27 protein-coding genes and 1 tRNA gene are annotated in these 25,289 nt (G+C 61.6%); 12 read left to right on the forward strand and 16 right to left on the reverse strand.

The annotated features are described in order from the left end of the window. Positions 1–156 precede the first annotated feature (156 nt). Positions 157–2,283: an alpha/beta hydrolase family protein gene (locus IAE77_RS02295; RefSeq protein ID WP_294221218.1), complete on the reverse strand. Its 2,127-nt coding sequence runs from the start codon at positions 2,281–2,283 to the stop codon at positions 157–159. 150 nt (positions 2,284–2,433) lie between these two features. On the opposite strand from IAE77_RS02295, the gene IAE77_RS02300 reads away from it, so the two are divergent. Further along, positions 2,434–2,518, forward strand: a tRNA-Leu gene (locus IAE77_RS02300). Positions 2,519–2,571: 53 nt separating this feature from the next. Here the strand turns inward: IAE77_RS02300 and IAE77_RS02305 are convergent. From IAE77_RS02305 to IAE77_RS02315, 3 genes are all read right to left on the reverse strand, one after another. Continuing rightward, positions 2,572–3,363, reverse strand: coding sequence for a VTT domain-containing protein (locus tag IAE77_RS02305; protein WP_294221220.1), 792 nt, complete (start codon positions 3,361–3,363; stop codon positions 2,572–2,574). Between the two features lie 67 nt (positions 3,364–3,430). After that, a complete protein-coding gene (gene pdxA / locus IAE77_RS02310) occupies positions 3,431–4,426 on the reverse strand; it encodes a 4-hydroxythreonine-4-phosphate dehydrogenase PdxA (protein WP_294221222.1) in 996 nt (331 codons plus the stop codon). 48 nt (positions 4,427–4,474) lie between these two features. Continuing rightward, positions 4,475–5,875, reverse strand: coding sequence for an MBL fold metallo-hydrolase (locus IAE77_RS02315; protein WP_294221224.1), 1,401 nt, complete (start codon positions 5,873–5,875; stop codon positions 4,475–4,477). Between the two features lie 163 nt (positions 5,876–6,038). On the opposite strand from IAE77_RS02315, the gene IAE77_RS02320 reads away from it, so the two are divergent. Continuing rightward, on the forward strand, positions 6,039–7,151 hold the full coding sequence (locus IAE77_RS02320; RefSeq protein ID WP_294221227.1) for a hypothetical protein: 1,113 nt from the start codon (positions 6,039–6,041) through the stop codon (positions 7,149–7,151). A gap of 26 nt (positions 7,152–7,177) precedes the next feature. Here the strand turns inward: IAE77_RS02320 and IAE77_RS02325 are convergent, their stop codons facing one another. The 7 genes from IAE77_RS02325 to IAE77_RS02355 all read right to left on the reverse strand — a co-directional run bounded on the left by IAE77_RS02325 (position 7,178) and on the right by IAE77_RS02355 (position 13,472). Next, positions 7,178–8,431, reverse strand: coding sequence for a glycoside hydrolase family 71/99-like protein (locus IAE77_RS02325; RefSeq protein ID WP_294221230.1), 1,254 nt, complete (start codon positions 8,429–8,431; stop codon positions 7,178–7,180). 211 nt (positions 8,432–8,642) lie between these two features. After that, entirely contained in the window at positions 8,643–9,485 is an 843-nt protein-coding gene (locus tag IAE77_RS02330) for an alpha/beta hydrolase-fold protein (RefSeq protein WP_294221232.1), read from the reverse strand. Positions 9,486–9,572: 87 nt separating this feature from the next. Next, on the reverse strand, positions 9,573–9,743 hold the full coding sequence (locus tag IAE77_RS02335) for a GNAT family N-acetyltransferase (protein WP_294221234.1): 171 nt from the start codon (positions 9,741–9,743) through the stop codon (positions 9,573–9,575). A 136-nt stretch (positions 9,744–9,879) separates the two neighbouring features. After that, entirely contained in the window at positions 9,880–10,188 is a 309-nt protein-coding gene (locus IAE77_RS02340) for a GNAT family N-acetyltransferase (RefSeq protein ID WP_294221237.1), read from the reverse strand. A gap of 107 nt (positions 10,189–10,295) precedes the next feature. Beyond that, positions 10,296–10,751 carry a hypothetical protein gene (locus IAE77_RS02345; protein ID WP_294221240.1) on the reverse strand — a complete coding sequence of 152 codons (456 nt, stop codon included), beginning with the start codon at positions 10,749–10,751 and terminating at the stop codon, positions 10,296–10,298. A 55-nt stretch (positions 10,752–10,806) separates the two neighbouring features. Further along, a complete protein-coding gene (locus tag IAE77_RS02350) occupies positions 10,807–11,436 on the reverse strand; it encodes a super-infection exclusion protein B (RefSeq protein ID WP_294221242.1) in 630 nt (209 codons plus the stop codon). Positions 11,437–11,504: 68 nt separating this feature from the next. After that, complete coding sequence (locus IAE77_RS02355) at positions 11,505–13,472, reverse strand: sialate O-acetylesterase (RefSeq protein WP_294221244.1); 1,968 nt, start codon at positions 13,470–13,472, stop codon at positions 11,505–11,507. 105 nt (positions 13,473–13,577) lie between these two features. Between IAE77_RS02355 and IAE77_RS02360 the strand changes: the two genes are divergently transcribed. Beyond that, on the forward strand, positions 13,578–14,651 hold the full coding sequence (locus IAE77_RS02360) for a hypothetical protein (RefSeq protein WP_294221246.1): 1,074 nt from the start codon (positions 13,578–13,580) through the stop codon (positions 14,649–14,651). Positions 14,652–14,671: 20 nt separating this feature from the next. Continuing rightward, positions 14,672–15,715 carry a hypothetical protein gene (locus IAE77_RS02365; protein WP_294221249.1) on the forward strand — a complete coding sequence of 348 codons (1,044 nt, stop codon included), beginning with the start codon at positions 14,672–14,674 and terminating at the stop codon, positions 15,713–15,715. A 64-nt stretch (positions 15,716–15,779) separates the two neighbouring features. Here IAE77_RS02365 and IAE77_RS02370 read toward each other — a convergent pair whose 3' ends face one another. Genes IAE77_RS02370 through IAE77_RS02380 form a run of 3 tightly spaced genes read right to left on the reverse strand, consistent with a single transcriptional unit; the run spans position 15,780 to position 17,459 of the window. Then, positions 15,780–16,166, reverse strand: coding sequence for a hypothetical protein (locus tag IAE77_RS02370; protein WP_294221252.1), 387 nt, complete (start codon positions 16,164–16,166; stop codon positions 15,780–15,782). A gap of 60 nt (positions 16,167–16,226) precedes the next feature. After that, on the reverse strand, positions 16,227–17,174 hold the full coding sequence (locus IAE77_RS02375) for an endonuclease/exonuclease/phosphatase family protein (protein ID WP_294221255.1): 948 nt from the start codon (positions 17,172–17,174) through the stop codon (positions 16,227–16,229). A gap of 18 nt (positions 17,175–17,192) precedes the next feature. Next, complete coding sequence (locus IAE77_RS02380; RefSeq protein WP_294221258.1) at positions 17,193–17,459, reverse strand: twin-arginine translocase TatA/TatE family subunit; 267 nt, start codon at positions 17,457–17,459, stop codon at positions 17,193–17,195. Between the two features lie 246 nt (positions 17,460–17,705). On the opposite strand from IAE77_RS02380, the gene IAE77_RS02385 reads away from it, so the two are divergent. The 5 genes from IAE77_RS02385 to IAE77_RS02405 all read left to right on the forward strand — a co-directional run bounded on the left by IAE77_RS02385 (position 17,706) and on the right by IAE77_RS02405 (position 21,974). Beyond that, a complete protein-coding gene (locus tag IAE77_RS02385; RefSeq protein WP_294221261.1) occupies positions 17,706–18,014 on the forward strand; it encodes a Dabb family protein in 309 nt (102 codons plus the stop codon). A 19-nt stretch (positions 18,015–18,033) separates the two neighbouring features. Then, positions 18,034–19,374, forward strand: coding sequence for an aspartate aminotransferase family protein (locus IAE77_RS02390; protein WP_294221264.1), 1,341 nt, complete (start codon positions 18,034–18,036; stop codon positions 19,372–19,374). 339 nt (positions 19,375–19,713) lie between these two features. Further along, positions 19,714–20,625, forward strand: a complete 912-nt coding sequence (locus IAE77_RS02395) for a Fic family protein (RefSeq protein ID WP_294221289.1) — start codon at positions 19,714–19,716, stop codon at positions 20,623–20,625. A 9-nt stretch (positions 20,626–20,634) separates the two neighbouring features. Continuing rightward, a complete protein-coding gene (locus IAE77_RS02400; protein ID WP_294221267.1) occupies positions 20,635–21,330 on the forward strand; it encodes a 7-carboxy-7-deazaguanine synthase QueE in 696 nt (231 codons plus the stop codon). After that, entirely contained in the window at positions 21,327–21,974 is a 648-nt protein-coding gene (locus tag IAE77_RS02405; RefSeq protein WP_294221273.1) for a thermonuclease family protein, read from the forward strand. Before IAE77_RS02400 ends, IAE77_RS02405 begins: the two co-directional genes overlap by 4 nt. Here IAE77_RS02405 and IAE77_RS02410 read toward each other — a convergent pair. After that, complete coding sequence (locus IAE77_RS02410; protein WP_294221276.1) at positions 21,958–22,389, reverse strand: (deoxy)nucleoside triphosphate pyrophosphohydrolase; 432 nt, start codon at positions 22,387–22,389, stop codon at positions 21,958–21,960. The genes IAE77_RS02405 and IAE77_RS02410 overlap by 17 nt on opposite strands. Continuing rightward, complete coding sequence (locus IAE77_RS02415) at positions 22,361–23,458, reverse strand: hypothetical protein (protein WP_294221279.1); 1,098 nt, start codon at positions 23,456–23,458, stop codon at positions 22,361–22,363. The genes IAE77_RS02410 and IAE77_RS02415 overlap by 29 nt, the downstream gene beginning before the upstream one ends. A gap of 98 nt (positions 23,459–23,556) precedes the next feature. On the opposite strand from IAE77_RS02415, the gene IAE77_RS02420 reads away from it, so the two are divergent. From IAE77_RS02420 to IAE77_RS02430, 3 genes are all read left to right on the forward strand, one after another. After that, positions 23,557–23,814, forward strand: coding sequence for a hypothetical protein (locus IAE77_RS02420; protein WP_294221282.1), 258 nt, complete (start codon positions 23,557–23,559; stop codon positions 23,812–23,814). Next, a complete protein-coding gene (locus IAE77_RS02425; protein ID WP_294221284.1) occupies positions 23,811–24,104 on the forward strand; it encodes a hypothetical protein in 294 nt (97 codons plus the stop codon). Before IAE77_RS02420 ends, IAE77_RS02425 begins: the two co-directional genes overlap by 4 nt. Positions 24,105–24,333: 229 nt before the next feature. Beyond that, the gene (locus tag IAE77_RS02430; RefSeq protein ID WP_294221287.1) at positions 24,334–25,095 is read left to right on the forward strand and encodes a hypothetical protein; all 762 of its coding nucleotides are present in this window, start codon (positions 24,334–24,336) and stop codon (positions 25,093–25,095) included. The last annotated feature ends 194 nt before the right edge of the window (positions 25,096–25,289 follow it).

Consider the following 25,289-nt stretch of genomic DNA (forward strand, 5'->3'; position numbering starts at 1 on the left):
CTCACACTCTCTCGGCAAACGGTCACAGCCTGAAGCTGCACTCCACGTAGCTCGGAATTCCGATTCCGAAGCGGGGCCTTCGCGGAATCGGAATTCCGCGCTACATCGCCGCCGCGCAAGCTCCAGAGCGTGAGAAATGCAGGCTAAAGCCGCGGATCACTTCGATTCCTCGGCCTTGACCACATCGCGGATCTGGAGCTGCTTTTCCTTGCCCAGGTTCTTCGTGATCGTGGCGGGGAAGTCCCAGGCTTCTTTGTTGTCTGAGTAAATCACGACACGGCTGCGCATGGCGGCCATGGCGGCGGCTTGCGGGAGGTCGAGGTATTTGAGGACGTTCAGCATCGCCGGGGCGACGGCCTTGGGATCGCCGCCGACGCTGCCATTGTGCGTCAGCGGCATGTCGTGCAGGTCGAGGCGCTTGATGTTGTCCTCAAACAGCGAGGCGTAGAGCGAATCAACGGCCATGTCGCGATGCGCCTGGATCCACAGCGGTGTCTCCTGGAGGCCGGGAATGGCGCGGATCGTCTGCAACGCACGGCGGATGTCCCACACACGCATGCCATCGAGCGTCTGCCCGAGGAGATAGAAACGACGCAGCCGCTGGGTCTGCGCCTTTTCGCTGCCGGTCCAGGCCGTGGGGCCGACGCCACGCGGGCAGATGTAGGCCATGCCCCATTTGAAGTTCGTGAACATCTTCTTTTCCTGCTCAAAGGCCTCGTCGTTCTTCGGTATGCCGGGGAAGACCTCGATCAGCTTGCCAAAACGTGAGTTGTAGGTGGCGCAGAAGTCATTCCAGCCCTGTTCATCCAAAACATTGAGCGCGATGAGTTCCAGATCCTGCGGGCGCAGGCCGTCACGATGCACGATGTGGAGGCGCAGGCGATACGGCGACTGGCTTTCGAAGTCGAAGGCCGTCATGCGGATGCCATCGCGTTCCGTGCTGTTTTCCTTCTGCGGATTGACGGAGGCGATCTCCTGCGGCCAGCCGTTGAAGACTTTTTCCTTCAGCGCCTTCATCCATGCGTCGGTCTGCCTGCTCCAATCCGCCTCGTTCGTGGCGGGAGCGGGCGTTCTGGCCATCGGGACAAAGGTTTCATCGATCTTGGTGTTGCGTTCGTCCTTCGGCAGATCGGTGAAGACTCGCAGCGACTCGGGTTCGAGGGTTTTCGCGGCTCCGTCGATCACCTGCATCGGGTCGGCCTTCTTCAGGAAGCGTTCGAACCAATGAAACGCGCCCATGTTCAGCGGCTGCAGGTCCTTGTGCGGCCCTTCGGCCACTTGCAGGCCGATGTTCGCCTCGTGGCCCAGCAGCGCGTAGAGCTTCCGCACGTTCTGATAGATGCGGAACACGCCATCGATGGGAAAGATCGCGTCCTTGTCCGTGTTCACGATCAGCAGCGGACGCGGCGCGACGAGGGCCACCATGCGTTCGAAGTCCCAGCGGTGCGTGTTCACGAAGAACATGCAGTCGCAGTGGCCTTCCACACAGCCGTCGATGACCTGGTTCTGCATGTCGGTGACGCCCGCGGTCGGGGCGCTGGCCTTGATGCGCTCATCCAGCGCGGTGATCCACCATGAGTAGGCGCCGCCGCCGCTGCGGCCGGTGACGCCAAAGCGGCTCTTGTCCACCTCCGGCCGGGTTTCGAGGTAGTCGAGCGCACGGATGCAGCTCCAGGCTTCCAGTCCGGCGGGCGTGTAACCACGCGAAAACCACCACCAGCGCCCCTTGCTATACGTGCCGTGGTGTTCGCCACGGATCTCGCCGAGTTGAACGGTGTCGATGATGAGGCAGACGTAGCCGTGTTTGGCGAACCAGACGCCGTGGCGCTCGTAGCCGGTCTTGTTGCCGAAGCTCACGCCGTCCTTCATCATGTTCGAGTGGCCGCAGACATAGAGGATCGTAGACAGCGGCTTCTCCACTTTCTCCGGGCGGTAGAGATTCGCCGTGACATACAGCCCGGGCATGGACTGGAAATGCAGCTTCTCCACCACAAAGCCCTCACCTTTCACCTCGCCGGTCTGGGTGGGCTGCAGCGGCGTCTTCTCCGGCATGGGATCGAGCCCGAGCATCTCGGCAAGCTGGCGGCGGTATTCGGGTGCCTGCTTCTTCCACTCCTCGGCTGTCTGCACGTGGCTCACACCATGGTGAGCGGCGATTTCGCGTGCCTCACCGGCGAAGTAGCGGTCCAGCAGCTTGTTTCCGGGCGTGTCAGGCGTTTTTTCTGGATAAGGCGCGGCCAGAGCGAATGAGGACAGCAGGAGGAAGGAGAGGGAAGAGCGCATGGGATGGGATGTCATCCCAAACGGCCCGCGAAGGCAAGATTCATCCACCGCAGCCGCTTTCCGGGCCAGGAACTTTGCAAAAACTCAAAACAGCGGTTGCATAAAAATCGAGGCGTCTATATTCGCGGCCCCTGTTTCCAAACAGACCCTGCTCGGGTGGCGGAATTGGTATACGCGCAAGACTAAGGATCTTGTGCCGAAAGGCTTAAGGGTTCGAGTCCCTTCCCGAGCACCACTCTTTGAAGATCAAAGAGTCGGCGGGCTGGTCCGCCGCACGTTCAACACTTTTCAGCGAGGGTTGAGCTTCTCTCCACAAGCCCTGGTGATCGCTGCTGGAATCACATGGCGGTGTTTTGGGAGTGTTTTCCGGTTCTCCGCTTCGCGCGTGCCGTGGCGCTGGTCTTCACGGCCTTTCCGCCGTGCTTTTGGAAAAGGCGCTTCAACACGAAGGCAAAAGCGATCATGCTGACGATGCCCAGGGCGATCACCACTATTTCCAGGGGGCCGATCTCGCCCCGGCCGGAGATGTGCCTGGCCCACGGATGCCAGGTGCACATAGATGACGTGACCAGGCAGCATGGCGATGGCGGTGGCCAGCAGGTAGTGCCAGAAGTCGATCTTGGTCATGCCGTAGAGATAGTTGCTGATGCCGAAGGGGATGGCGTGCATGCGGAGAAGGCCGACGATCTTCCAGCCTTCCTTTGCGATGGCGTCGTCGAGGAAATGGAAGCGCTCGCTTTTTCGCAGCCATGCGGCCGCCCGCCGACGCCCCGTGATCCGGCCGATGGCAAAGCCTGCGGCTGCCGAGCACACTGCGGCGGCATGTACCGCGATCACGCCTTGAGTGGTGCTGAAGATGTATCCGGCCGCCAGGGTGAGAGGCATGCAGGGGATGCAGCACAGTCCGGCAAGGAAATAGGCCAGCGCAAACAGCGCCACACCCGCCCAGCCCATGTCGCGCAGAGGTTCCGCCACCTGCTCCAGCCACTCGATCATGGGCAGGTTCCGTGCCGCCAGCACCAGCGCCACCAGGGCCAGCAGGCCTGTGATCAGTCTCCATGGCCTCCTGGATGATTTCATGCGTTGCAGGGCGGCGTGCCACCCTGCTATCGCATCTGCGGCGTCATCTGACCGGGTCCGAGAGGCTTCAATCCGCCATCCGGGCGGCGAGGCGCACGGCTTCGACGAGGCTGGTGCCATTCGCCTTGCCCTGCCAGGCAATGTCGCAGGCGGTGCCGTGATCGACACTGGTGCGGGGCACGGGAAGGCCGAGCGTGGTGTTCACGGCCGTGTCGAAGGCGAGTGCCTTCAGCGGGATCAGCGCCTGGTCGTGATACATGCAGACGTAGGCGTCCACGCTGCGGCGTCGGGTGGGAATGAAAGCGGTGTCCGGCGGCAGCGGGCCTTCAATCTGGATGCCCTGGGCCTTCGCGGCAGTGATGGCGGGTGCGATGATCTTTTCCTCCTCGCCACGGCCGAAGAGTCCGTTCTCACCGGCATGCGGATTCAGTCCGCAGACGGCGATCCGGGGTGCTTTGCCCTTCACACGCCGCACGGCAGCATCCGTGAGCTCGATCACCTCGAGGATGCGGCGGGTTTTGAGCGCGGGGACGACATCCTGGTAGCCGATGTGCACGGTCACGAGGCTGCAGATCATCTCCTCGGAGAAAAAGGTCATGCAGGAACGCGGGGCGGCCATTTTTTCGGCAAACATCTCCGTGTGACCGGGATAGGTGATGCCAGCGGCGTGCAGGGCCTCCTTGTTCAAAGGAGCCGTGGCCACTGCGGCGACCTGCCGGGCCAGGGCGGCCTCGATGCTCTTTTCGACGTAACGAAATCCGGCCGCGCCGGTTCTGGCGCTGACGACGCCGGGGGTGAAATCCGCGGCATCGAAGCCGAAAACATCCAGCACGGCCGGTTCATCGAGGCTGGCACACTTTTCGGCCCATTCGATCTCTGAGACGATGCGTTTCGGTGCCGGCAGACCGGTCTGGCGGGCGCAGCGGGCCAGGAGACGCGCATCGCCGAAAACGACCGGTGTGGCGAGTTCGCGCACGGCTTCGTTGGCGAGCAGTTTGAGACAGATTTCGGGGCCGACTCCGGCCGGGTCACCCATGGTGACGGCGATGATGGGTTTGGACATGGTCAGGACTTTGGATGCGACAGGTTCGCGTTCTGGGCAAGCCGTTGCTTACAGCTCCACATGCTGGTTCAGGGCCGCCACCTCCACCCGCCCGCTGCTGTGTTTCGCATCCAGCGCCGTCTTGAGCGCGGCGCTGCGGCCGGGCTCGCCATGGACGAGAAAAACGCGGCTCTTCGGGCCCTGGACGCGGTCAAACCAGCCCAGCAGCTCTTCGTGATCCGCGTGGCCGGAAAAGGAGTCGAGGATTTCGATCTCCGCGTTCACCTCGAAGGAGCCGCCAAGGATGTTCACGTGTTTGTGGCCTTCACGCAGCTTCCAGCCCAGCGTGTTCTCGGCACAGTAGCCGACGAACAGGATGATGTTGTGATCGTTGCCCAGGTTGTTGCGCAGATGATGCAGGATGCGGCCGGATTCGGCCATGCCGGAGGCGGAGATGATGATGGCGGCGCCTTTGAGCCGGTTCAGGTTCTTCGACTCATCCACGGTGCGGACAAGTTGCAGCCCTTCAAAGCCGAAGGGGTCGTTGTTCATGAACACCGCGTTCCTCACCTCCGGTTTCAGTTCATCCACGTGCAGGCGGAAGATCTCCGTGGCACGCACGGCCAGCGGGCTGTCCACAAAGGTGGGAATGAGCGGGAAGCAGCCCTCGTGGCGGAGCTGGTCCAGCGTAAAGAGCAGTTGCTGCGTGCGCTCCACGGCGAAGGCCGGGATGATCAGCTTCCCCTTCTGCTGGAGGATGCGGCGGATGATGTTGCACACGTGGTTGTTCGCGTCGGTGGCCAACTCGTGCTTCCGGCCGCCGTAGGTGCTCTCCATGATGACGTAATCGACCTTTTCGCTCGGTTCCGGATCGACCAGCAGGTCGTTGTTCGGGCGGCCGATGTCGCCGGAGAACAGCAGGCGCGACTTCCTGCCGGTCTGGCGGTCGTCGATGTCGAGAATGACCTGCGCGGAGCCCAGAACGTGCCCGGCGTCGATGAACGTGAGCTGCACGCCATCGGCGATGAACAGGGGCCGGTGGTAGGTGACGGTCACAAACTGCCGCACGCACTTCTCCGCGTCCGCCATGGTGTAGCTGGGCTCCAGCAGCGGCAGTTGGTCCTGCTCCCGGTGCCGGTTCAGCCAGGCGATGTCGCTTTCATGAATGTGCGCGGCATCAGGCAGCATGATGCTGCACAAGTCGCGTGTGGCCGGCGTGGCGTAGATGTTGCCGGTGAAGCCGAGCTTGCAGAGCTGCGGCAGGTTGCCGCTGTGGTCGATGTGTGCGTGGGACAGCACCACCACATCGATCTTCGTCGGGTCGAAGGGGAAGCTCCGGTTGCGCTCGAACGTGTCCTTCCGCCGGCCTTGATACAAGCCGCAGTCCAGCAGGATGCGCTGTCCGTTGACCTCGATGAGATGCTTTGAGCCGGTGGTGGTGCCCGCGGCACCGTGGAAGGAAAGTTTCATGGCAGATTGGGGAAACGAAAAGGATGTGCCCCTCCCGATTGGTGAGGCGGGAGGCCGCGCACGGCAAACAGTTTGCTGCGGTCCGGCATCTGCTCACCGGCTGAAGGCAGAGCGGCGTCGATTGCCGGTTGTTTATCGTACCGAAGCGGCTGATCGTGACCACATGCGACGCATCCTGCTTCTGGTGGCATTTTTTCTGAGTTTCAGCGGGGCCGCGCACAGCGATGACACCCCGCGCATCATGCAAATGGCCATCGCCACCGGCGATCTGAAGCTGCTGGAGCAGTGCGTGGCGGCGGGCGTGCCGGTGAATGGTTTTGAGGAGCAGCTCTGGCCGGTGAAGGAGGAGCGGCAGTGGGGCAGTGTGGCGCTGGCAGTCGCATGGGAGCAGCCGCGCGTCGTGGCCTGGCTGCTGGCGCATAAAGCCGATGCCAGTGCCGAGATCGGGCATGAACTCACCGCCTGGGATCTCGCCACGGAGATGAAACTTCCGCAAGTGGTGAAGGCGCTGCCAGCCCCTGCGCCCCCTCGAAAGCCGAAGACCGGCCTGCTGGCCACCGCCCCGCCCAAGCCGGACATTCACGACCGTCATGCGTTTCTGTGGCCGGACCTCGACCTGCTGCCTTCGGAGCTTTCACCGGCGCATGTGCGCCTGCTGCTGGATCGTGGGCTCGATCCGCTGCGCATGATGGGCGAGCCGCCCTTGGAGGCGAATGCCTTTTTGAAGATCGCAGACCGGGGGAAGCCGGAGCTGCTGCAGGCGCTGTTCGACGCGAGGCCGGCGTTGAAGAAAGAAAAGACGCTGTGGCGCAAGGCGGTGGAGCAGGCCTGCCGCACGCCGTATGCCAAGCCGGAGATCGCCGCCATGCTGGCGCTGCCGCCCGATGAGCGACGGGTCGCGGGCGTGCATGCGGCGGCGCTCGCGGTGCTGCTGGAAATGCTCTCGGACAACCCGCACCTCGCCCACACCTTCATCAGCTTCAACGAGGCCGACCCGCCGGAGGAGACGATGAAGCTGATCCGGCTCCGCATGCCGCGGGCCTGCGTCAGGTCAGCCGCATCCGAGCGTCCCAACAAGCAGACCGCCTGGTCTCATCGCAAAACCGGGAAGCCGGGCGATTTGATCGAACTGAAGCTGCTGCCACGGGACGGCGTGTACGACTACTCCGTGCGCTGGGCCACCGGCCCGGTGATGGCTGGTGGTGGCACGCGTGGCGTGCTGGCCATGCGCCACGGGCACTGGATCATCATCGACTCCCAAGGCTGGGATGAGTGAACCGCGTTCAGGCGTTGCGCGGCGGTTTATCGCTTCGGCAGCTCTGCCGTTGCCGGTTTCTCCCCCCGCAGCACACGGGCGATCTCACCCGTGAGCCAGAGATAGTGGTCGCTGGGCAGGCCTTCGTTGGTCACAAAGCCCTTGGTGCCCACCGGCACCTCATCCGCGCATTTGAAGATCGCCGTGCCCTCGTCCATCTCGTCAAACATCGCCACATAGAGCATGTTCGAGCCCAGCTTGAGGCGCTCCATCGCCTGCGCCCACAGGAAGCGGCCGCCGAGACGCGGGATGGCGTTCAGCCTCGCCTCCTGGCCGCGTGTGGCCATCAGATTGGCCCAACTGAAACCGGGGAAGATGACCGGCAGGTAGCTCTTCCCCCGCGCCTGGCACCACGCCGCATCCTCCGCATGCACCTTCGCGATCTGGCGTCCCGCATCCTCCGGGCTGCCGTAGCGGCCCACGGCCCAGGGGCTGATGATGCCGGCGAGCTTCAGCGTCTCGTGCAGTTGCGGATCGTTCGCGGCATCGCGGTCCAGCGTGCGCCAGCCGTAAGGCACCCCGGCCATCACCGTCGTGCCACCGAACTCCGGATTGTCCCGCAGGAAGCGGAACAGCGCCGCGCATTCGGCGATCGTGTAATCCCGCTTGTCATTGAATCCGATGCCCCACACGGCCACGACCGGCCGCCCGCCGTGACGGAGGTAATGCGGGTCATCCATCACATGCAGCTCATTGCGCAGGCGTTTCCAGTCCTGCATGACAAAGCGCTCGATGTCTCCCAGGCGCAGGCCGCTGAGGTCGTACATCACCGCCCAGGTGCGGCCCGTCTTCGCGGACGCCGTGCGCACATTCTCCATCACACGATCCACAAACGCGCGGGACTTCTCCCCCTTCAGCACCGCTCCGAAGCGCTGCAGGAACACGCCATCGATCCCGTGGGTGCTCATCCAGCCAAAGTGACGCCGCACCGTCTGCGGATGTGCGGAGCTGAAGACCGCCGCAGGTCGTCCAGCCGCCAGACGCAGCGGCGTCTCGTGCAACTCGTCCTTGTTCAAGTCCCGCGTGTCAGGCCAGAGATCAATCGTGCAGCGGCCGTCCTCACGAAACGAGTAATGCTGCCAGCCCAGGCCCATGCCATCCCCCGGCGTCGCAAACCAGCCCTGATAACCGCACATCACCTTTCCTGTTAGCGTGTCAGCAGGTTTCTCCTGGGCGGAGATCGAGACGCAGGCGCAGACAAGCACGAAGAAGCAGAGGAAAACGGTTGGAGGAACACGCATGGCGGAGGTAGGGGCCAATCAGGCACGGAATGAAGCCGGAATCGAGATGAAGATGCCGTGCGTGCCAATGCCATCCAGCGCTGCTTCCTTGGGCACGGTCAATCGCGGTGCATTCGGCCAGTTGGCAGACAGGCCTCGCCTGGGAGAAAGGCACGCTTGATAACAGCGTCTGCCTCAAGCGCCAGAAAGCCTGATCAGGCGGCAGGTGCTACTATTCCGCTGGCATGATGTGCTGGCGCACAAAGTCCAGCACCGGCCCGAGTCCCGCCTGCACCACCGGAAAGGTGTGGCCGCCGGGCAGACGTTTCACCTCGTGGGGGATCTTCGCCGCCGCCAGCACTGCCGAAAGGCGCTCGTTCATCACTGCGTCGGAGGCTTTTTCGCCGATGACGAGCTGGATGTTCAGCCCGCGGAGTTCGGTGGCGCGGTTCAGCGGATTGAAATCCCGCCAGCGTGCCGGATCAGTGCCAAAGGTCGCCGGTGTCAGCGGGAACCGGCTCTCCGCGCCAGGGAAATCCACCACGGCGATGATCGTCGCCAGCGTGGAAAACTGATCCGGATGCCGCAGGCAGGCCCAAACCGACCCAAATCCGCCCGCCGACCACCCGCCGACAGCTCGCTGGGCTCGTTCGGTGCTGAGATTCACGACACGACCCGCCAGCGCGATCACTTCATCGAGATACTGCGCGTAATGCCGCGCCGGATCGACCGGTGAATCGAAATACCAGCCGTTCTCGCCGCGCGGCAGCACAATCACATACGGCTGCGCCAGCAATCGCGCGCGGCTCGGCGCATCATCGATCAGCGTCGTTTCCTTGCGCCCCAGTCCATGCAGGAAGAACAGTACTGGCCACGCTTTGCCTTTTGGGCGATAGCCCTGCGGCTCCACCACCACGAACGCCATCTTCTTGTTCAGCGCCGCGCTGTGGAAGTCGTAGCGCTGGATTCTCTCGCCCATGGAGGTGGCCGTCACGCCTTTCGGCAGCTTCTCCGCTGCGTTGATGGTGGGGCCGAGGAGTGCGAAGCTGGAAACAAGAACGAACAGGCGGAGCATGGGCGCAGGGAGACACAGAATAAAGCCTGCGGCGAGAGAGAAAGTGCTTTGGTGACTCCGCCCTCCTGGATCTGCGACAGGCCCTGATCAAACGGCGGGCTGTTCCACCGCGTAAACGCACACGGGCTTGTTCTTCCATTCGACTTCGCGCTCCAGGGTCATGCCGGTTTTTTCGGCGACGCGGCGGGAGGCGGTGTTGTGCGGGTGGATGAGGGAGACGAAGCGGCGGTAGCCGAAGGTGGTCATGCCATGGTTCAAAAAGGGCCGACTTACTCAATCCGCGTGTTCATCCTGCTCTTCCTCTTCCTCCTACTCCTCCTCGTGCAGGGGAGTCAGAGTAAGAGGAGGAGTAAGAGGAGGATTTGAGGGCGTTTTGTCTCGGTTCAACGGGTTGTCACCCATCGCGGCGCAGGTGGTAGCCGATCTCAATCTCCGCCACGCCGTCCACCTGCTGGGGCACCAGCCCGCAGTCGCCGATGCATTCGCCCGTGGCACGCAGGAGCACCGCCCAGAGCCCATGACCGTGTTCAGCATCGAGTTGCTGATTCCAGGCCACCCAGCGCTGCATCCGCGCCTCATCAAACGGAGCCGGATAAAACCGCATGACCTCCGCGTCGCCGAAAACGCGCAATAGCGCCGGAACGTCGTCCGGGGTCATCCGGCGCAGGTGGAGGCGTGGGGTTTCGAGCAGAATAGTTTCCATGGCCTTGCCGCTAGACATAATTTTTGTCCTCGTTAGCAAGCCTACCATCGAATTGCGCTCGGCTCGATCTAGCAGATGGAAAGACCGATTTAGCAGTCTGTTGCGATTCAGTTCCGAGCTTTCTTTTTGCTGAGAGCCTTCTTCAAGAAGGACGCGGCAGCATCCGATAGCGGCACTGAACCTTCACCCGTGTGAAAACCGGGGAGTTCGAAGCCCTCGCTGTTTTTCAATGCTTGTATCTTCTCGTCGGTCACATCAGTCCAGCCTACCCATTGAGGTTTGAGACGATCGCTGCCTACTCGGACAGATTTTGCTCTCCATAGTTTTTTGCTTGTGCGTTCATAGAACAACAACGATTCGACCACGCTTTTGTCAGTCATGCTAATAGACCAAGTAATCGCAATAAACTCATCGTCGGGGTGATCTGACGCCAGTTTCTTGAGTGTTGCCACTTGGTCCTCGGACCCAAAAGCATCACGCATCCCCAACTGATCAAGAGTATTTGCAACAACGGCACACGTAAAACCAAGTGTTAAGAGGAGGACTACGGCTTTCGAATTCATGGCGTGAAGCGGTCAGATGTTTTTGTGGCTGTTGGAGTCAAGCGTAAGCCCAAGATCATAACCATATTCTGCGTCTCTCCCAAGAGGTATGGTAGATGTTGTTGTGGTGATCAATCTCGGCGAGAAATTCTGGGCGGTTTTTTCTCAGAAAATCAAGTTCATGGTCTGAAATCGGTTCATCAGGCATTTCGATAAGCGATGATGTAACGAGCGCATCAGCTTCTTGCGTTAACTGAACAGGAAATAGCAAACCTGCGAGCGAACGTTCGCCCATCGTTCCAACTCGGCAAAGAACGCCTTTAGCAATTAATCCAGACACAACCGCCTGATCGACAGGCATCTGAAGAGTATTTTGGCCCTGAATATAGAACTCACGAAGAATCGCCTTCTCTTTCGGATCAAGTTGTGCCAGCGCCTGCATGGTTCTTACCCTGCTTTCGCTAAACCTAGAGCGCCTTTGAATCCAAGCCCAAATACTCGTTATCACATGAAGTGACACGATTAGGGTTGAGACGAGAAACGTTAGTCCAACGTAGGTTCCAAATTCTTGCTTGAGCCCGTCTATACGAAGCAATTTCAGAACTGATTCAGGCGCAAACAGCACAAATCCTGATGCGAGTGAAATCGTCCAAGTGTGCCGGACCGGCAGCTTCAAAAACTCGATGGCTTTGGCGAAGATCTCCATTGGGACGAACCTGTTTAGAATGAGCTGGCTACGTTATGAAGCACCCTTGCTCGCATAGTCAATGGTTCTCACCTTACCCGATACGCCTCCACCTCCGTCGTGAAGCCAAACGTATTCGGAAAACCGCCCGCGAGCTGCGCGTGGTGGTCGAGGTAGGTGAGGCGGATGTATTTCGCCTCGGTGTCGGGGAAGGAAATCGAGGCGCGGGTGGCTTTGGCGAGGGGAAAGACGTGTTTGCCGACTTCGCGGAAGGTTTTTCCATCGGTGCTGACGGAGATGGCGACGGTTTTGGTGGAGCCGATCTCGGGGGCACCGACGAGGATCAAATTCAGCGTGCGCGGCTGCTTGAGGTCGATGGTGACGTGCTTCGGGAACTGCTCGGTGTTGCTGGTGGCGTAGCAGTTTGGCGCGAAGGAGGCCCAGGAGCCGTCGGTGAGGCCGGTGTCCCAGCCGTAGGTGTTTTTGTCGCTGCTGGTCCAGGCGCAGCCTTTGGCGAAGTTGTCGCCGAGGTCGGGATCGACGGGCCAGTGGGTGTGGAAGGCGGTGGCGGGCAGGCCGTCGGCATTCATGAGGTTGGCGATGGCGAGCTTGCTCCACGCGAAGCGGGCACGACGCGGCTGCGGGACCTTCGCGGAGGTGAGCACGACGCTGTCGCCATCGATTTGGGCCTCGGCGGGCTGGAAGAGGCCATCGCGGCCGGCGATCTCGAAATGCGTGAGCGCTTTGCCATCGCGTGAGGCGAGTCCGCCGGTGGCGTGCGCGAACTTCACGCGGATGGCAGCTCCTTCGACGCTGTGGCTGGCGTAGAGCGGCCCGTTCGGGTCGATCTCGCTGCGGCCATACTCTTTGCTCAATGCCCAGAGCGAGAGGCGGCGGGCGACTTCTTTTTTCTTCGCGGGATGGATGTCCGGGATCTCGCCGATGTCGCTGATGACGGCCATGCCGGTGTGCGGGATGTCGAGGCATTTTCTTTGGGCCTGCCAGAACTGCGCGAGGATCTCCGGCTCCTCGGTGCCATACTGAAACGGGGCGATCTGCACGAAGTAGAACGGCAGCTCCGGCTGCTGGAAGACGCTGCGCCACGATGCGAGCAGGGCTTTTTTCTTGTCGGTGTAAACGAAGCCTTCGTTGTGGTTCGACTCGCCCTGATACCAGATGGCGCCGCGGAGGGCGAAGGGCACGAGCGGATGAATCATGGCATTGTAGAGCGCGGTGGGCGTGCCGGCGTCGGCGGTGAATGTTTGAGGCTGGCCGGGCATCGCGGGCACGGGCTGTTTTTTCTCCAAAGCATCACGCACGGCCTTCGACCATTGCTCGACGGCGGCGAGGTGCTTTTCATGCGCGGTGCGATAGGCGGCGCTGCCAGGCAGCTTCGCGCGGACATCGGCGACGAAGTCCTTCAGCTCTGGCACGGCATCAAAGCCCTCGATGCTCGTCCACGGCTCGATGCGCGTGCCGCCCCAGGCGCTCTGAATGATGCCGACGGGCACTTTGAGCTCCTCGTGCAGTCGCAGGCCGAAATAATAACCGATGGCGGAAAAGCTGGCCGCGCTCTCCGGCGCACTGCGGGCCCATTTCGCGGGCACATCGTCCTGCGGCGTGAGCGCGGTGGTTTTCGGCACCTCGATGAGGCGCAGATTGGGATGCGTGGTGTTCGGGATGTCGGCCTGCGAATCGGGCTTCATCTGCATTTCCCATTCCATGTTCGACTGGCCGGAGGCGAGCCACACTTCGCCGATCAGCACGTCCTGCACGCTCACGTTGCCTGCCTTCAGCACCTGCGGCTCCGCATTCGCGGGCATGGGATCGAGCTTCACCATCCACTTGCCGCCCGCATCGGCCTTCGCGGTCTTCTTTTGCCCGGCGAACTCAACGACGACCTCCTCACCCGGCGCGGCCTTGCCCCAAACCGGCACCGCTTTGTCCCGCTGGAGCACCATGTGGTCGGTGAAAATGGAAGGCAGGCGGACTTCGCCGAATGACGAATGCGGAATGGCGAATGACGAAACGAAGAGGGCGATGAAGAGCGGTTTCATGGTGGCAGGCGGATGGTTGCGGGATTGGACATGAAATCTGGCGGTCTGCATTTCTTTCTTGGCATCTGAAGCGGCTCCCGTCATCGTCGTCGCCTTCCAATCATCATGCGCACGCTTCTTCTCCTCGCTATCCTCGCCCACACCGCCACGGCGGCTGAATGGACCATCTCAACCTTTGCCGGCACCGGCGTCAAAGGCGGCAGCGGCGACGGCGGTCCGGCGCGGGCGGCGCAGATCGACAATCCCTTCGGTGTCGTGCGTGGTCCTGATGGGGCGATCTGGTTCTGCGAGTACACCGGCCAGCGCATCCGCCGCGTGGCTCCAGATGGCACGATCAGCACCATCGCGGGCACGGGCGAGAAGGGTTACAGCGGCGATGGCGGCCACGCCTTGCAGGCCACCTTCAATCTGCCGCATGAGCTGCGCTTCGATGCCAAAGGCGATCTCTACATCGTGGACATGACGAATCACGCCGTGCGCAAGATCGACATGGCGACCCGGATGATCACCACGATCGCCGGAAACGGCAAACCGGGCTACAGCGGCGATGGCGGCCTGGCGAGGGCCGCGCAACTGAAGCAGCCTCACAGCATCCAGTTTGGACCGGAGGGCGATCTTTACATCTGCGACATCGGCAACCACGTCATCCGCAAGATCGACATGAAGACGGGAACGATCCGCACCTTTGCCGGTATCGGCAAAGCTGGTCCGACGCCGGATGGCGCTCCCATTGCCGGAACGCCGCTCAAGGGGCCGCGTTCGCTCGATTTCGACAAGGAGGGCAACCTCTGGCTCGCCACGCGTGAAGGAAACCAGGTCTTCAAATTCGACCTGAGGGCCGGGAAGATCTTCCACATCGCCGGAACGGGCAAAAGCGGCTTCACTGGCAATGGTGGTCCGGCCAAGGAGGCCACGCTGAGTGGTCCGAAGGGCATTTCCGTCGATGCCGAGGGCAATGTCTGGCTCGCCGACTGCGAAAGTCACAGCATCCGCATGATCAACATGAAGACAGGCAAACTCGAGCTCATCGCCGGACTCAATCAAAAAGGCGATGGCCCGGATGGTGATCCGCTTGGCTGCAAGATGGCCCGTCCTCACGGTGTCTTCTGCGATGCCGACGGCACGGTGTTCATCGGTGACAGCGAATCCCACCGCGTGCGTCTGCTGAAGAAAAAGTAACCCCCGATCCTCTCTCCGTCATGAATCTCCGCCTCCTTTGTGCCTCTCTTTGCCTGCCCTTCATCGCCCAAGCCGAGCAAATCGTGCTCGTCGCCGGTGGAACGAAAGACGCCGTGGACATTCCGGCGACTGAGGCGGTGTTGAAAGAGCCGTTTGGCACGGCCTTCGATTCCGGCGGCCATTTGTGGATCGTGGAGATGGTGTCGGGCAATCGTTTGCTGCAGGTCGATGGTGGCGGCGAGATTCACCACGCGGCCGGACAATTAAAACCCGGAGACAGTGGCGATGGCGGCCCGGCGATACGGGCGCAGTTCAATGGTCCGCACAACCTGGCCATCCTGCCGGACGACAAGGTGCTCATTGGCGACACCTGGAACGGCCGTGTGCGTGTGGTGGATGTCAAAGCCGGCATCGTGAACACCGTGCCGGGCTGGCAGGCTCCCGCCGGGAAAGCGAAGGGGAATGGCCCTTATTGCATCACGCTGAGTTTTGACGGCAAGAAGCTCCACATCGCGAACCTGCTGCAGGTGATCGAACTCGATCTGGCGACGAACACGAGCAAGGTCATCGCGGGCAACGGCAAGAAGGGCAGGCCGGAGGATGGAGCCGTGGCGGTGGATGCGCCGCTGGTCGATCCACGTGCGGTGGCGGCCGACCGCCAGGGGAACATCTACATCCTCGAACGTGGCGGCAATGCCCTGCGGGTCGTGGACAAGGAAGGCCGCATCCGCACCGTGGTGAATGCCAGTGGCAAAAAGGGCGGGGAAGGGGACGGCGGCCTGGCCCTGGAGGCCACGATGAACGGCCCGAAGCATCTCTGCGTGGACAAGGACGACACGGTGCTCATTGCGGATGCGGAAGCGCATCTGGTGCGCCGCTACGTGCCTGCCACGGGCAAGATCGAGCGTGTGGCTGGAACCGGCAAGCAGGGCAGCGCCGGTGTCGGTGGTGATCCGAAGCAGTGCCAGCTCTCACGTCCGCATGGCGTGACGGTCCATCCTGCCACGGGAGAGCTTTACATCACCGACAGCTACAACAACCGCGTGCTGAAGATCGTGCGCTGAGGCGGGCATGAAAAAACCGGAGTCCGCCGAGGCGAACTCCGGTTTGTGGGAGATCGAAACGCGATCAGTTGGTGCCGTAGGCGCGGCGCCAGCCTTCCTGGAAGGCATTGCCATAATCTTCCGTGCCGGTGCCGATGACTTTGCCGTCCGCGCCGAAGCGCACGACGTGCTCCTCGACCTTCGCCCAGGTGCCATAAACAGGCACATGGCGCTTCCAGCCCTGCTGGGCCCAGCGCCACAGCTCACCAGAGGCGGTCTGCTTCTTTTCGTCAGGCTCGCCCCAGACCGCGATGACTTGTGCCTTGGTCATGCCAGGCTTGATGGAGCCATCGCTGGAGGCGGAGCCGGCTGGAGCGGAGGCGCTGCCATCATTCGTCGCTGGAGCGACGCACTGGCTGAGTGAAACCGTGAGAAGGGCGAGGGTGGCGAGGGGGAGCAGTGGTGTTTTCATGGAGGAAAGTCAGGCTTTAGTGAAGAGGCGGTTCCCGTCAATCGGCCGGAGGCGCCGGGCTTATGGGTTTTTTTTCAGGATTGGCTCCGGACTGATCTTCAATACGAGCGGGCGATGGTCGCTGGCCTTGTCGAAGTCACGGGCGGAGTGGATGAAACACTTCGCGAAGTCGATGTGCGGACGCAGCACGCGGCTCATGAAGCAGTAGTCGAGCCGCGAGTAAGTGTCCGCCGTGTCCCAGAAGTGGGTCCAGACCTCGCCGTTCCGGTCTTTGAGCCAGACGTCCTGCATGGCGGTGTCACTGGTGCGCGGACTGCCCATGACCTCGTCGATGGCGGGTTCATTGCGGTGCTCGTTGAAGTCACCGTAGGCCAGGATGCGTGCGCCGGATTCGCGGGTGAAGATGGAATTGAGGTGCAGGCGCAGCAGGCGTGCCTCGTTCCGCCGCATCTGGGCCTGGTCGGCCTCATCGACTTCACGCATGGACTTCAAATGCACGCCGACGCAGTGCAGGTCGAAGGTGGGCGTGATGGCGATGGTCACGTGCAGGATGCCCCGCTGAAACGGCAGCGTCTGGGCACCGATCTGGTATTTGAGGTCGGTCTGAGAGTTGCGGGCCTTGATCGGCAGGCGTGATAAAAGCGCCAGCCTGCGAGTCTCATCACCGCCGTGGGCCAGTTCCGTGTGGGGGAGGTTCACACCGGCCTTTTTGAGGCGCTTTTGCAGGTCGGCCAGGTCGTCTGAGTCGCCGATCTCGCACACGCCGAGGATGTCAGGCTTGATGGCGGCGAGGATCTCCACCACCCGCTCGCGTTCTTTCTCCGGTTTCGGAGCGGAGGGCAGTGTTTTGTAGGTCTGCATGTCGAACCGGTCCATCGTGAGCCAGTTCTTCAGGTTGTAGGAGCAGAAGGTGATCCGTTCCGGCTCCGCCCCGCTCAAAAGGGCTGCGGAGGCAAAGAAAACGGCGGATCCGAAGACCCGCCGCGTGAGAGTGCGCATGTGCGTCATGCTGGAAGAGTGCTGGGATTACGAATCCTCGACATTCGCGACCGGCTGGCGTTTTTCCTGCGGCTGCTGGATCTGCGGGCGCTCGGCCTCGATCTGGGCCTGATGGAGTTCTTTCTCGAACTCATCGCGAGCCTTCTTGAACTCACCCATGCTCTTGCCCAGGCTGCGGGCAAAGGTGGGGAGCTTTTTGGCACCGAAAAGAACGAGAACGAGGATGGCAATGATGATCAGCTCGGGCGTGCCGAGGGGGCCGAAAACGGCCAGGATGTGGGGGGTTGTAGTCATGATGGTACTAGGTTTGCATTGTTGGCGGAAGCGTGCAATCCGGACTTTCAGTCGTTCCCAGTGGGGCCATCGTCCTTTGCGCGGGGCGAATCCCGCGAAGATTTTCGCAGGTTCGCTGATCATAACGCGCCAGGACCGCCGCAGTTAGCATGAATCTCGCGTTTTCCGCGGCGCGGCTGGTTCACTGGTGAAACCAGTGTTTTGGCGATTGCAGGCGGAATCCCAGGGCGTAGCAATCCGGCCGCCATGCTTCACAACGTCTATTTCTGGCTCAAGCCCGACCTCACCGCCGAACAACGCGCCACCTTTGAATCGGAACTCGCCCTGCTTCCGAAGATCAGCTACCTCGCCCACGGTTTCGCCGGCAAACCGGCTGCCACGGAGAAGCGTCCGGTCACGGACCATTCGTTCAGCTACTCGATCTCGCTGCTTTTCAAGACGATGGAGGACCATGAGTTTTACCAGAAGGGATGCCCGGATCACCAGCGCTTCGTGGACACCTGCAAGACCTTCTGGGAGCGCGTCGTCGTGTATGACAGTTCCTCTCTGAACTGAGCCTTTTCCCCTTCCAGCCATGCCTTACACCTTCCCCAAGTCGGCGGAACTTTTCGCCCGCGCCCAGCGCAGCATCGCCGCCGGCGTGAACAGCGGCATCCGCAAGATGGAGGCTCCCGTGCCTCTCTACTTCGACCATGGCAAGGGCTCGCGGCTCTTCGATGTGGATGGCAATGAGTACATCGACTTCCAGATCGGCCAGGGAGCCATTCTGTATGGTCACGCACCGCAAGGCATGGCCGAGGCCATCTCCGCGCAGGCCTTCAAAGGCACGCACTGGGCCGCGCAGAGCGAGCTGGAGATCGAAGTGGCCGAGCGGCTGCAAAAAATGATCCCCGGAGCCGAGCGGGTGCGCTTCAACAACTCCGCCACCGAGGTCGTGCTCTCCGCGCTCCGTCTCGCACGCGCACACACGGGGCGTCCGCTCATTTTGAAGTTTGAAGGCCACTACCACGGCTGGGCCGATGAAGGCCTCGTCGGCTTCGCGCCGCCGCCGGACAAGTGGGGCACCGAAGACGACCCCACGCGGCTGCATCCGAGCCAGGGTGTGATTCCTGAGGTGTTGAACACCTTTGTCGTGGCCCGTTGGAACGATCCCGATCACCTGCGCCAGCGCGTCAAAGAACACCACGGCCAGATCGCCGCGATCGTTTTTGAGCCCGTGCTGTGCAACACCGGCTGCATGCCGCCCGTGCCTGGCATGATCGAAACGATCCGCGAACTGTGCGACGAAAACGGCATCGTCATGATCGCTGATGAAACCATCACCGGCTTTCGCTTTGGGGCGGGCTGTGCGCAGACCTTCCTCGGCTTCACGCCCGATCTGACCATCCTCGGCAAGGCCATCGGCGGCGGCGTGCCTTTCGCGGCCCTCGTCGGCAAAGAAAAGTTCTTCGAGAAGATCATCAGCGGTCAGGTCGTGCACGCCGGCACCTTGAATGCCAACCCGCTCTGTCTCGCCGCCGCGAAGTGGTGCCTCGATCAGGTCATCACTCTCGGCGACAGCCATCCTGCCGGTGTCATTGATCTCGGTGAGCAATTGATGGCCGGCCTCTGCCAGCTCGCCCAGCAGCATGCGGTGCCCGTCCTGCCCCAGGGCTTTGGCCTCGTCTTCCACTGCACCATGCTGAAGCCGGATGTTCCGGAAGGTCCCATCCTCGACTACCGCGACTATGTCCACCGCCACGACGCCCCACGCTGGGCCCATCTGCGCCGCTGCCTCCTCGAAGAAGGCGTCCGCGCCATCGAACGCGGTCTATGGTTCCTCAGCCTCGCCCACACGCAGGCGGATATCGACGCGGCGTTGACGCGAGCTGAGAAGGCCTTCGTGAGACATGCGGCGGAGTGGAAGGCCGCGTGACACTTAAGTGGACATTTTTGAAGGCGGTTGCACGCCTGAAATGATGCTACAAGAGGGGATTTGGGTCGTATAAAGTGGACATTCATGAGGACATTTGAAACGACACATCCGTGGCTAAAGTTTGCCATCCGTCTTGGCGACATGGGGCCGGACTTCTGGCTGCTGCTCGGCGAGGCAGGGTCAAAGTGCGATCATCTTGCCCGGGTGCCCCTGCGACCCGAAACGGCGCAAAAGCTTCATCAGCTCTATCTTGCCAAGGGGGCGGCGGCCACGACGGCGATTGAGGGAAACACCCTCTCGGAGTCCGAGGTCCTTCAGGCGGTCGAGGGGCGATTGAAGGTGGCTCCTTCAAAAGAGTATCTGAAGCAGGAGGTGGATAACATCATCGAAGCCTGCAACCGCATGAGTGCGCAACTGTCGGCCGATCAACTGCCAGCCTTGAGTTCTGCGCTGATCAAAGATTACAACTCGCTCGTGCTCAAGAATCTGCCTCCCGAGGAGAATGTCGTCCCGGGAGAGTTCAGGCTGCATCCGGTTTTGGTGGGAAACGTTTACAGGGGGGCTCCTGCCGAGGATTGCCCTTTTCTGATGGACCGCTTGTGTGAGTGGCTGAATGGAGCTGATTTTGCGCCGAAGGCAGGCATGGAGGTCGTGTATGCCATCATCAAAGCTGTGCTGGCTCACGTGTATCTGGCGTGGATTCATCCCTTCGGAAATGGGAACGGGCGAACGGCCCGGCTGATGGAGTTTCATCTGCTCATGTCCGCTGGTATACCTTCGCCGGCGGCTCACCTGCTGAGCAATCACTACAACGAGACAAGAGCCGAGTACTACCGGCAGCTGGATTTCGCCAGCAAGTCAGGCGGTGACCTTCGTCCTTTCATGCTCTACGCAGTCCAAGGGTTGGTCGATGGCCTGCGCAAACAGCTTCACTTTGTCTGGGAGCAGCAGTGGGATGTGACCTGGCGTAATTATGTGCATGAGCGGTTCCAGCATAAGAACAGTGCCAGCCATACCCGGCAGAGGCATCTGGCTCTCGATTTGGGGCTGTCGAATGATTGGGTGCAGATCTCCCAGGTGCCGGACCTTACCCCAAGATTGGCGAGAGCTTACGCGGGCCGGACTTCCAAAACCTTGCAGCGTGATCTCAATCTGCTGACTGAGCTTGGCCTCATTGTTCGTGATCGAAGGAAAGTTCGTGCTCGTCGTGAACTGATCTTTGCCTTTCTCCCGCTCAAGAAACGTGCTTGATCGACCCTCATGCTGATCTCCGAGATCTTTTACTCCGTGCAGGGCGAGGGAACGCTGGTGGGCGTGCCTTCGGTGTTTGTGCGGACGTCCGGGTGCAATCTGCGCTGCCGATGGTGTGACACGCCGTATGCGTCGTGGAAGCCCGAGGGCACGGAGATGAGTGTGGAGGAGCTTTTGCAGGCAGTGAATGCGCACCCGACGCGTTTTGTCGTCGTCACCGGCGGTGAGCCGATGGTGGCGAAGGAGATGCCGCGGCTGTTGCAAACGCTGCGCGAGGCCGGGAAGCACATCACCATCGAAACGGCAGGCACCATCGCGCCGGAGGGCGTGGCCTGTGATCTGGCTTCGATCAGCCCGAAACTGGCCCACTCGACACCGGACGAGGCTGTCGCGGGCAAAGCATGGGTGGAGAAACATGAGCGTCTGCGGCTTCAGCCGGAGGTTTTGCGGGCTTGGTGCTCCAAGTATGACTTCCAGCTCAAATTCGTCATCGCCAGCGAGGCGGATGTGTTGGAGGTGAAGGCCGTCATCGAGTCTATCGGCATCGAAATCGCGCCCGAGAAGGTTTTGCTTATGCCAGAAGGCATCACGCAGGAGGCGCTGAAGGCCCGACAGATGCTGCTGGTGGAAATCTGCAAGCGCGAGGGCTGGCGCTACTCGCCGCGGCTGCACATCGACCTCTTCGGCAACAAGCGCGGCACATGAAACGCAGACGCTCGCATCTGACGCGGAATCTGTGGATTCTCGTGTGGCTTGCGGTCGCCCTGATCCAGGCCTGGGACCACTTTCGCGACAAACCAGCGCCACCACCTCCGGAACCTGATGGCTCTTACGTCGTCCTGGAGAATGCGCGGCTGGTGGACGATTCCGGCAACGATGGCGACAGCTTCAAGATCGCACACGATGGCGGCGAGCACGTGATGCGGCTCTACTTCGTCGATTGTCCGGAGAAGCGTCAGTATTCGCTGGTGCAGAACCGGTTGAAGGACCAGTCGGGCTATTTTGGCGGCTTGAGCATCCCACAGACCGTGAGCGTCGGCCTGGAGGCCAAGGCCTTCACCGAAAAGCTGCTCAAGGAGCAACAGTTCACGGTGAAGACACGCTGGGAGCCGGTCTTTGACAGCCAGCGGTCGTATGCGCTGGTGATTTTTGACGATCGAGAGGACCTCGCCGAGAAACTGGTGAAGGCCGGGCTTTGCCGCATCCACACGAAAGGGACGCGAATGCCGGATGGACAGGCCGAGTTCGATTTCGAGCATCACCTGCGTGAGTTGGAACGCGAGGCGAAGGCTGCCAAGCGTGGCGCGTGGGGAAAACCGAAGCGGGCGCCGCCTAAATCAAAGCTTTGAGCAGCGGAACGTCGGCAGGAGCGAGTTCGTAGCTGTGCAAGGCGCTGCGTTCGACCCAGGCGAGGGCTGTGTGCTCGTGCGGATGAGGTTCCGGGCTGCCAACGGCCAGTTCACAGACGAACGGCAGCAGTTCGATGCTTCCCCAGGAGTAATCATGAACGAAAGGCGGCAGCGTCTGCACGATTCGCACCACGCAGCCGAGTTCCTCGTGAAGTTCGCGATGCAGGGCCGCCTCCGCTGTTTCTCCGAGTTCGACTTTGCCGCCAGGGAATTCCCAAAGCCCACCCAGCTTCTTATCAGGAGGCCGTCTGGCGAGCATGATGCGATCCTCACGCACGATGATGGCGCAGACGACGGGCACGGGCGGCTTGGTCTCCATCGCCATCTCAGTCAGTGGCGATGGAGAGCGCGGCACGAGCCGTCCGCATGGCAGCGTCTGGCACGCTGATTTTCGCCATGCTGGCCCGCATGCGCCGCGCCACGGCTCCGTTGTTCGTGAGGATGCTTTCGACGGCGGCGGCGGTTTCTCTCGCTGTCGTCGTGACGATGCCGCCGTCGTGGGCCGTGAGCATCTCCGCGTTGCCTTCTTCCTGCCCGGGGACGATGTAATCGACCACGGCCGGGATCTTCGCCGCCAGCACCTCGTGCAGGATGGCTCCGCCGGCCTTGCAGATGACGACATCATGCGTGCGCAGGAACTCGGGGATGCGTTTGGTCCACCCGATGACCTCCACGGTTCCGGGCGGCATGCTGTCCGTGAACCTGCGCAGGATGTGGTAGAGGCGTGAGGCGTGTTTTCCGACCGGAAGGGTCAGTTTCGCGCCAGCCAGGAGTTGCGGCTTCAAGGCTTCGAGCGTGGCGGCCACACGGCGCCCCGTGGTGGAAGGCAGGTAAAGAATGCGCGGTCCCTGGTGCGGATGCTGCTCCGGCAAGGGTTCGGTGAAGGCGAGACTCACCGGAAAGCCGGTCACGCGTACCTTGCCCTCCGGCACACCGAAGCCGACGACGACTTTCTTGGTGTCGTCATCGGCCACGCAGAACAGGCCGCTGTCAGACATCACCCAGATGCGATTCACCGTGATGGAGTCGGTGATGATCGTGCATAGCGGTGGCGTCGGACACCGGGCGGCCAGTGATTCCAGGAGCACGGCGTAGATCGGGTAGGTGCTGATGATCAGCCGAGGTTTTTTCTCCCGGAGCCGCTTTTCGAGATGGTTCAGCAGTCCCGCCTGCCAGGTCGAGTCCGGGCCGGTGACGCTGCGTTTACCCATGAGGTCATACGTCACGCGCCACGCCGCGGGAAAGTGGGTGATGGCCTGTTGGTAGAGTGCCTTGGTCACCGCCGCGGTGCGCGGCATGGCCTCGCTGACCAGATCGCACACTTCGATGTTCTCGCCCGGGCACAGGCGTTCCAGCGCCTCCGCCACCGAACGCGCCGCTGTGTTATGTCCATCGCCATAGCCGGCAGTCAGAATCCAGATCACGCGGCCCATCGCTGGCGGGAAAAAGCCCCAAGACAAGCAAAAAGCCGCGCTGAGACCCGTTGTTGACAATATTTCATGAAAGTTAAATAATGCGCCTCATGAATCGGCACCTCCCACGATCCAAGAGCGGCTTTGCCGCCGCTGTCGTGACGCTGTCGGCGGTGCTTGTGATGATGGCGCCGTTGCGCTGGCGGACCCAGGCAGAAGAAGCGCGGCAGGCCGGCTGGCTGCCGCTGGTGAATGGCGGAGGGCTGGTGGACACAGGCGCGTTTCATCGTCTGGCCGTGGCCGGGTCTCGGGATCAAGCCTGCGCGGAGCCGCAGATCCGCCCCACACGCCCGCTGGATCCACCATGAGCGGGCGTTTCAGACCTCCTGGCCAGTGCCCCGTCTGTGGCGAGTGGGTGTCGAAGGGCGCTGTCGCCTGCGACGACTGCGGCTCCTGCGAGAAATCCGGCTGGAGCGGCAACACGCACGCAGACGGCCTCGATCTCCCCGACGACGAGTTTGATTACGATGACTTCATCGCCCGCGAGTTTGGAAGTAATCCTGCCAGGAAGACCGGTGTCTCCAATCTCTGGTGGTGGGTGGCTTTGGCGCTGCTGATTACGTTCGTTTTGATGGCCTTGATGCCAGCGCTGTCTTGAGGCGGGGCTTTCTCCCCTTGCCTGCGGCCTAACATGGCCTGACGAGCGTGTGCTTGGTCATTTCAGTAGCGCTTGCGCAAGGTCTGGCGTGGCAAGGTTCTCGCCTTGTCTTGCCATTCTCCCTTCCTCCCGGCAACTTCTGGCTCACGCCTGCTACCCGTTCAGCTTTCCCAATGGGCATTGGATGACGCGCGCAAGGCGGATGAGTGTTATATAGAAGACTCCTTCCATGCAAGCCGACAACTCCACCGACACCGCGCATCTCGTTCACCAGACGCTGCAACGACTCGCCAGCCAGTCGGCGGCGTGCAAGCTGTGGAGTGCGGGGCTGGCAGCGGGTGTTCTTGCCTGGGCGCATTCCATACGGCTGGGAAGCCAATCGATGCTGTGGGCGGTTGCTCCGGTTGGTTTGTTGGCGTTGGCCGATGCGGCCTACGCCACCCAGGCCAGCCGATTGCTGAAGAAGTTCCGGCAGGGCAAAAAGCCGGGGGTGGAGGAACTGCTGCAAACCCATGCGCCCTTGAGTGGTGCTGACACCTTGGGAGGTCTCGCCGGGCTGCTTTCCGCCTCAGTGTGGCCCTACTACGTGGCGCTGACCTGCGCCTTCCTGATCGCCGGGCATGAGCCTGCCCGCCCAGCGTTGCCTGCACCTCAACACACCGGTGCCCCTGGCATCAACCGCATTGCCGCCACCAATCCACCCGTGCCCCGCGAAGCACAGAACGCAGCGCCAGTGCGGACTCCTTCCATGAACGGAGTACAGCCGCCAGCCCAGTTGCGGCCCTCGCCTGGCGCTACTTTTTCTCCCACCAGCAGCGCTCGTCCCAAGGCACCGATCAATACTGCTGCACAGCAGCCCGTCACACCGCCCGTGAGTCCGGGCAAATCTCCTTCGACTTCGAATCCCGCGAACACGATTCCATCGGGTCCGACCTCGACACCAGCAACAAGCCCTTCTCCGGTCAAAGCCACGGAGCCCTCCAAGAACTGAAGTCGAGGAGTAACTCGTGTGATTTTGGAGATGTGCCCCGAATGATGTGTGCCATTAGGACGGCCACAAAACCGATCAACAAAAAGCCCTGTAACTCACTCGTTGAATTACAGGGCTTTTTGAAATTGGTTGCGGGAGCAGGATTTGAACCTGCGACCTTCAGGTTATGAGCCTGACGAGCTACCGGGCTGCTC

This window comes from Prosthecobacter sp. (genome assembly GCF_014879935.1).
GTDB lineage: Bacteria > Verrucomicrobiota > Verrucomicrobiia > Verrucomicrobiales > Verrucomicrobiaceae > Prosthecobacter.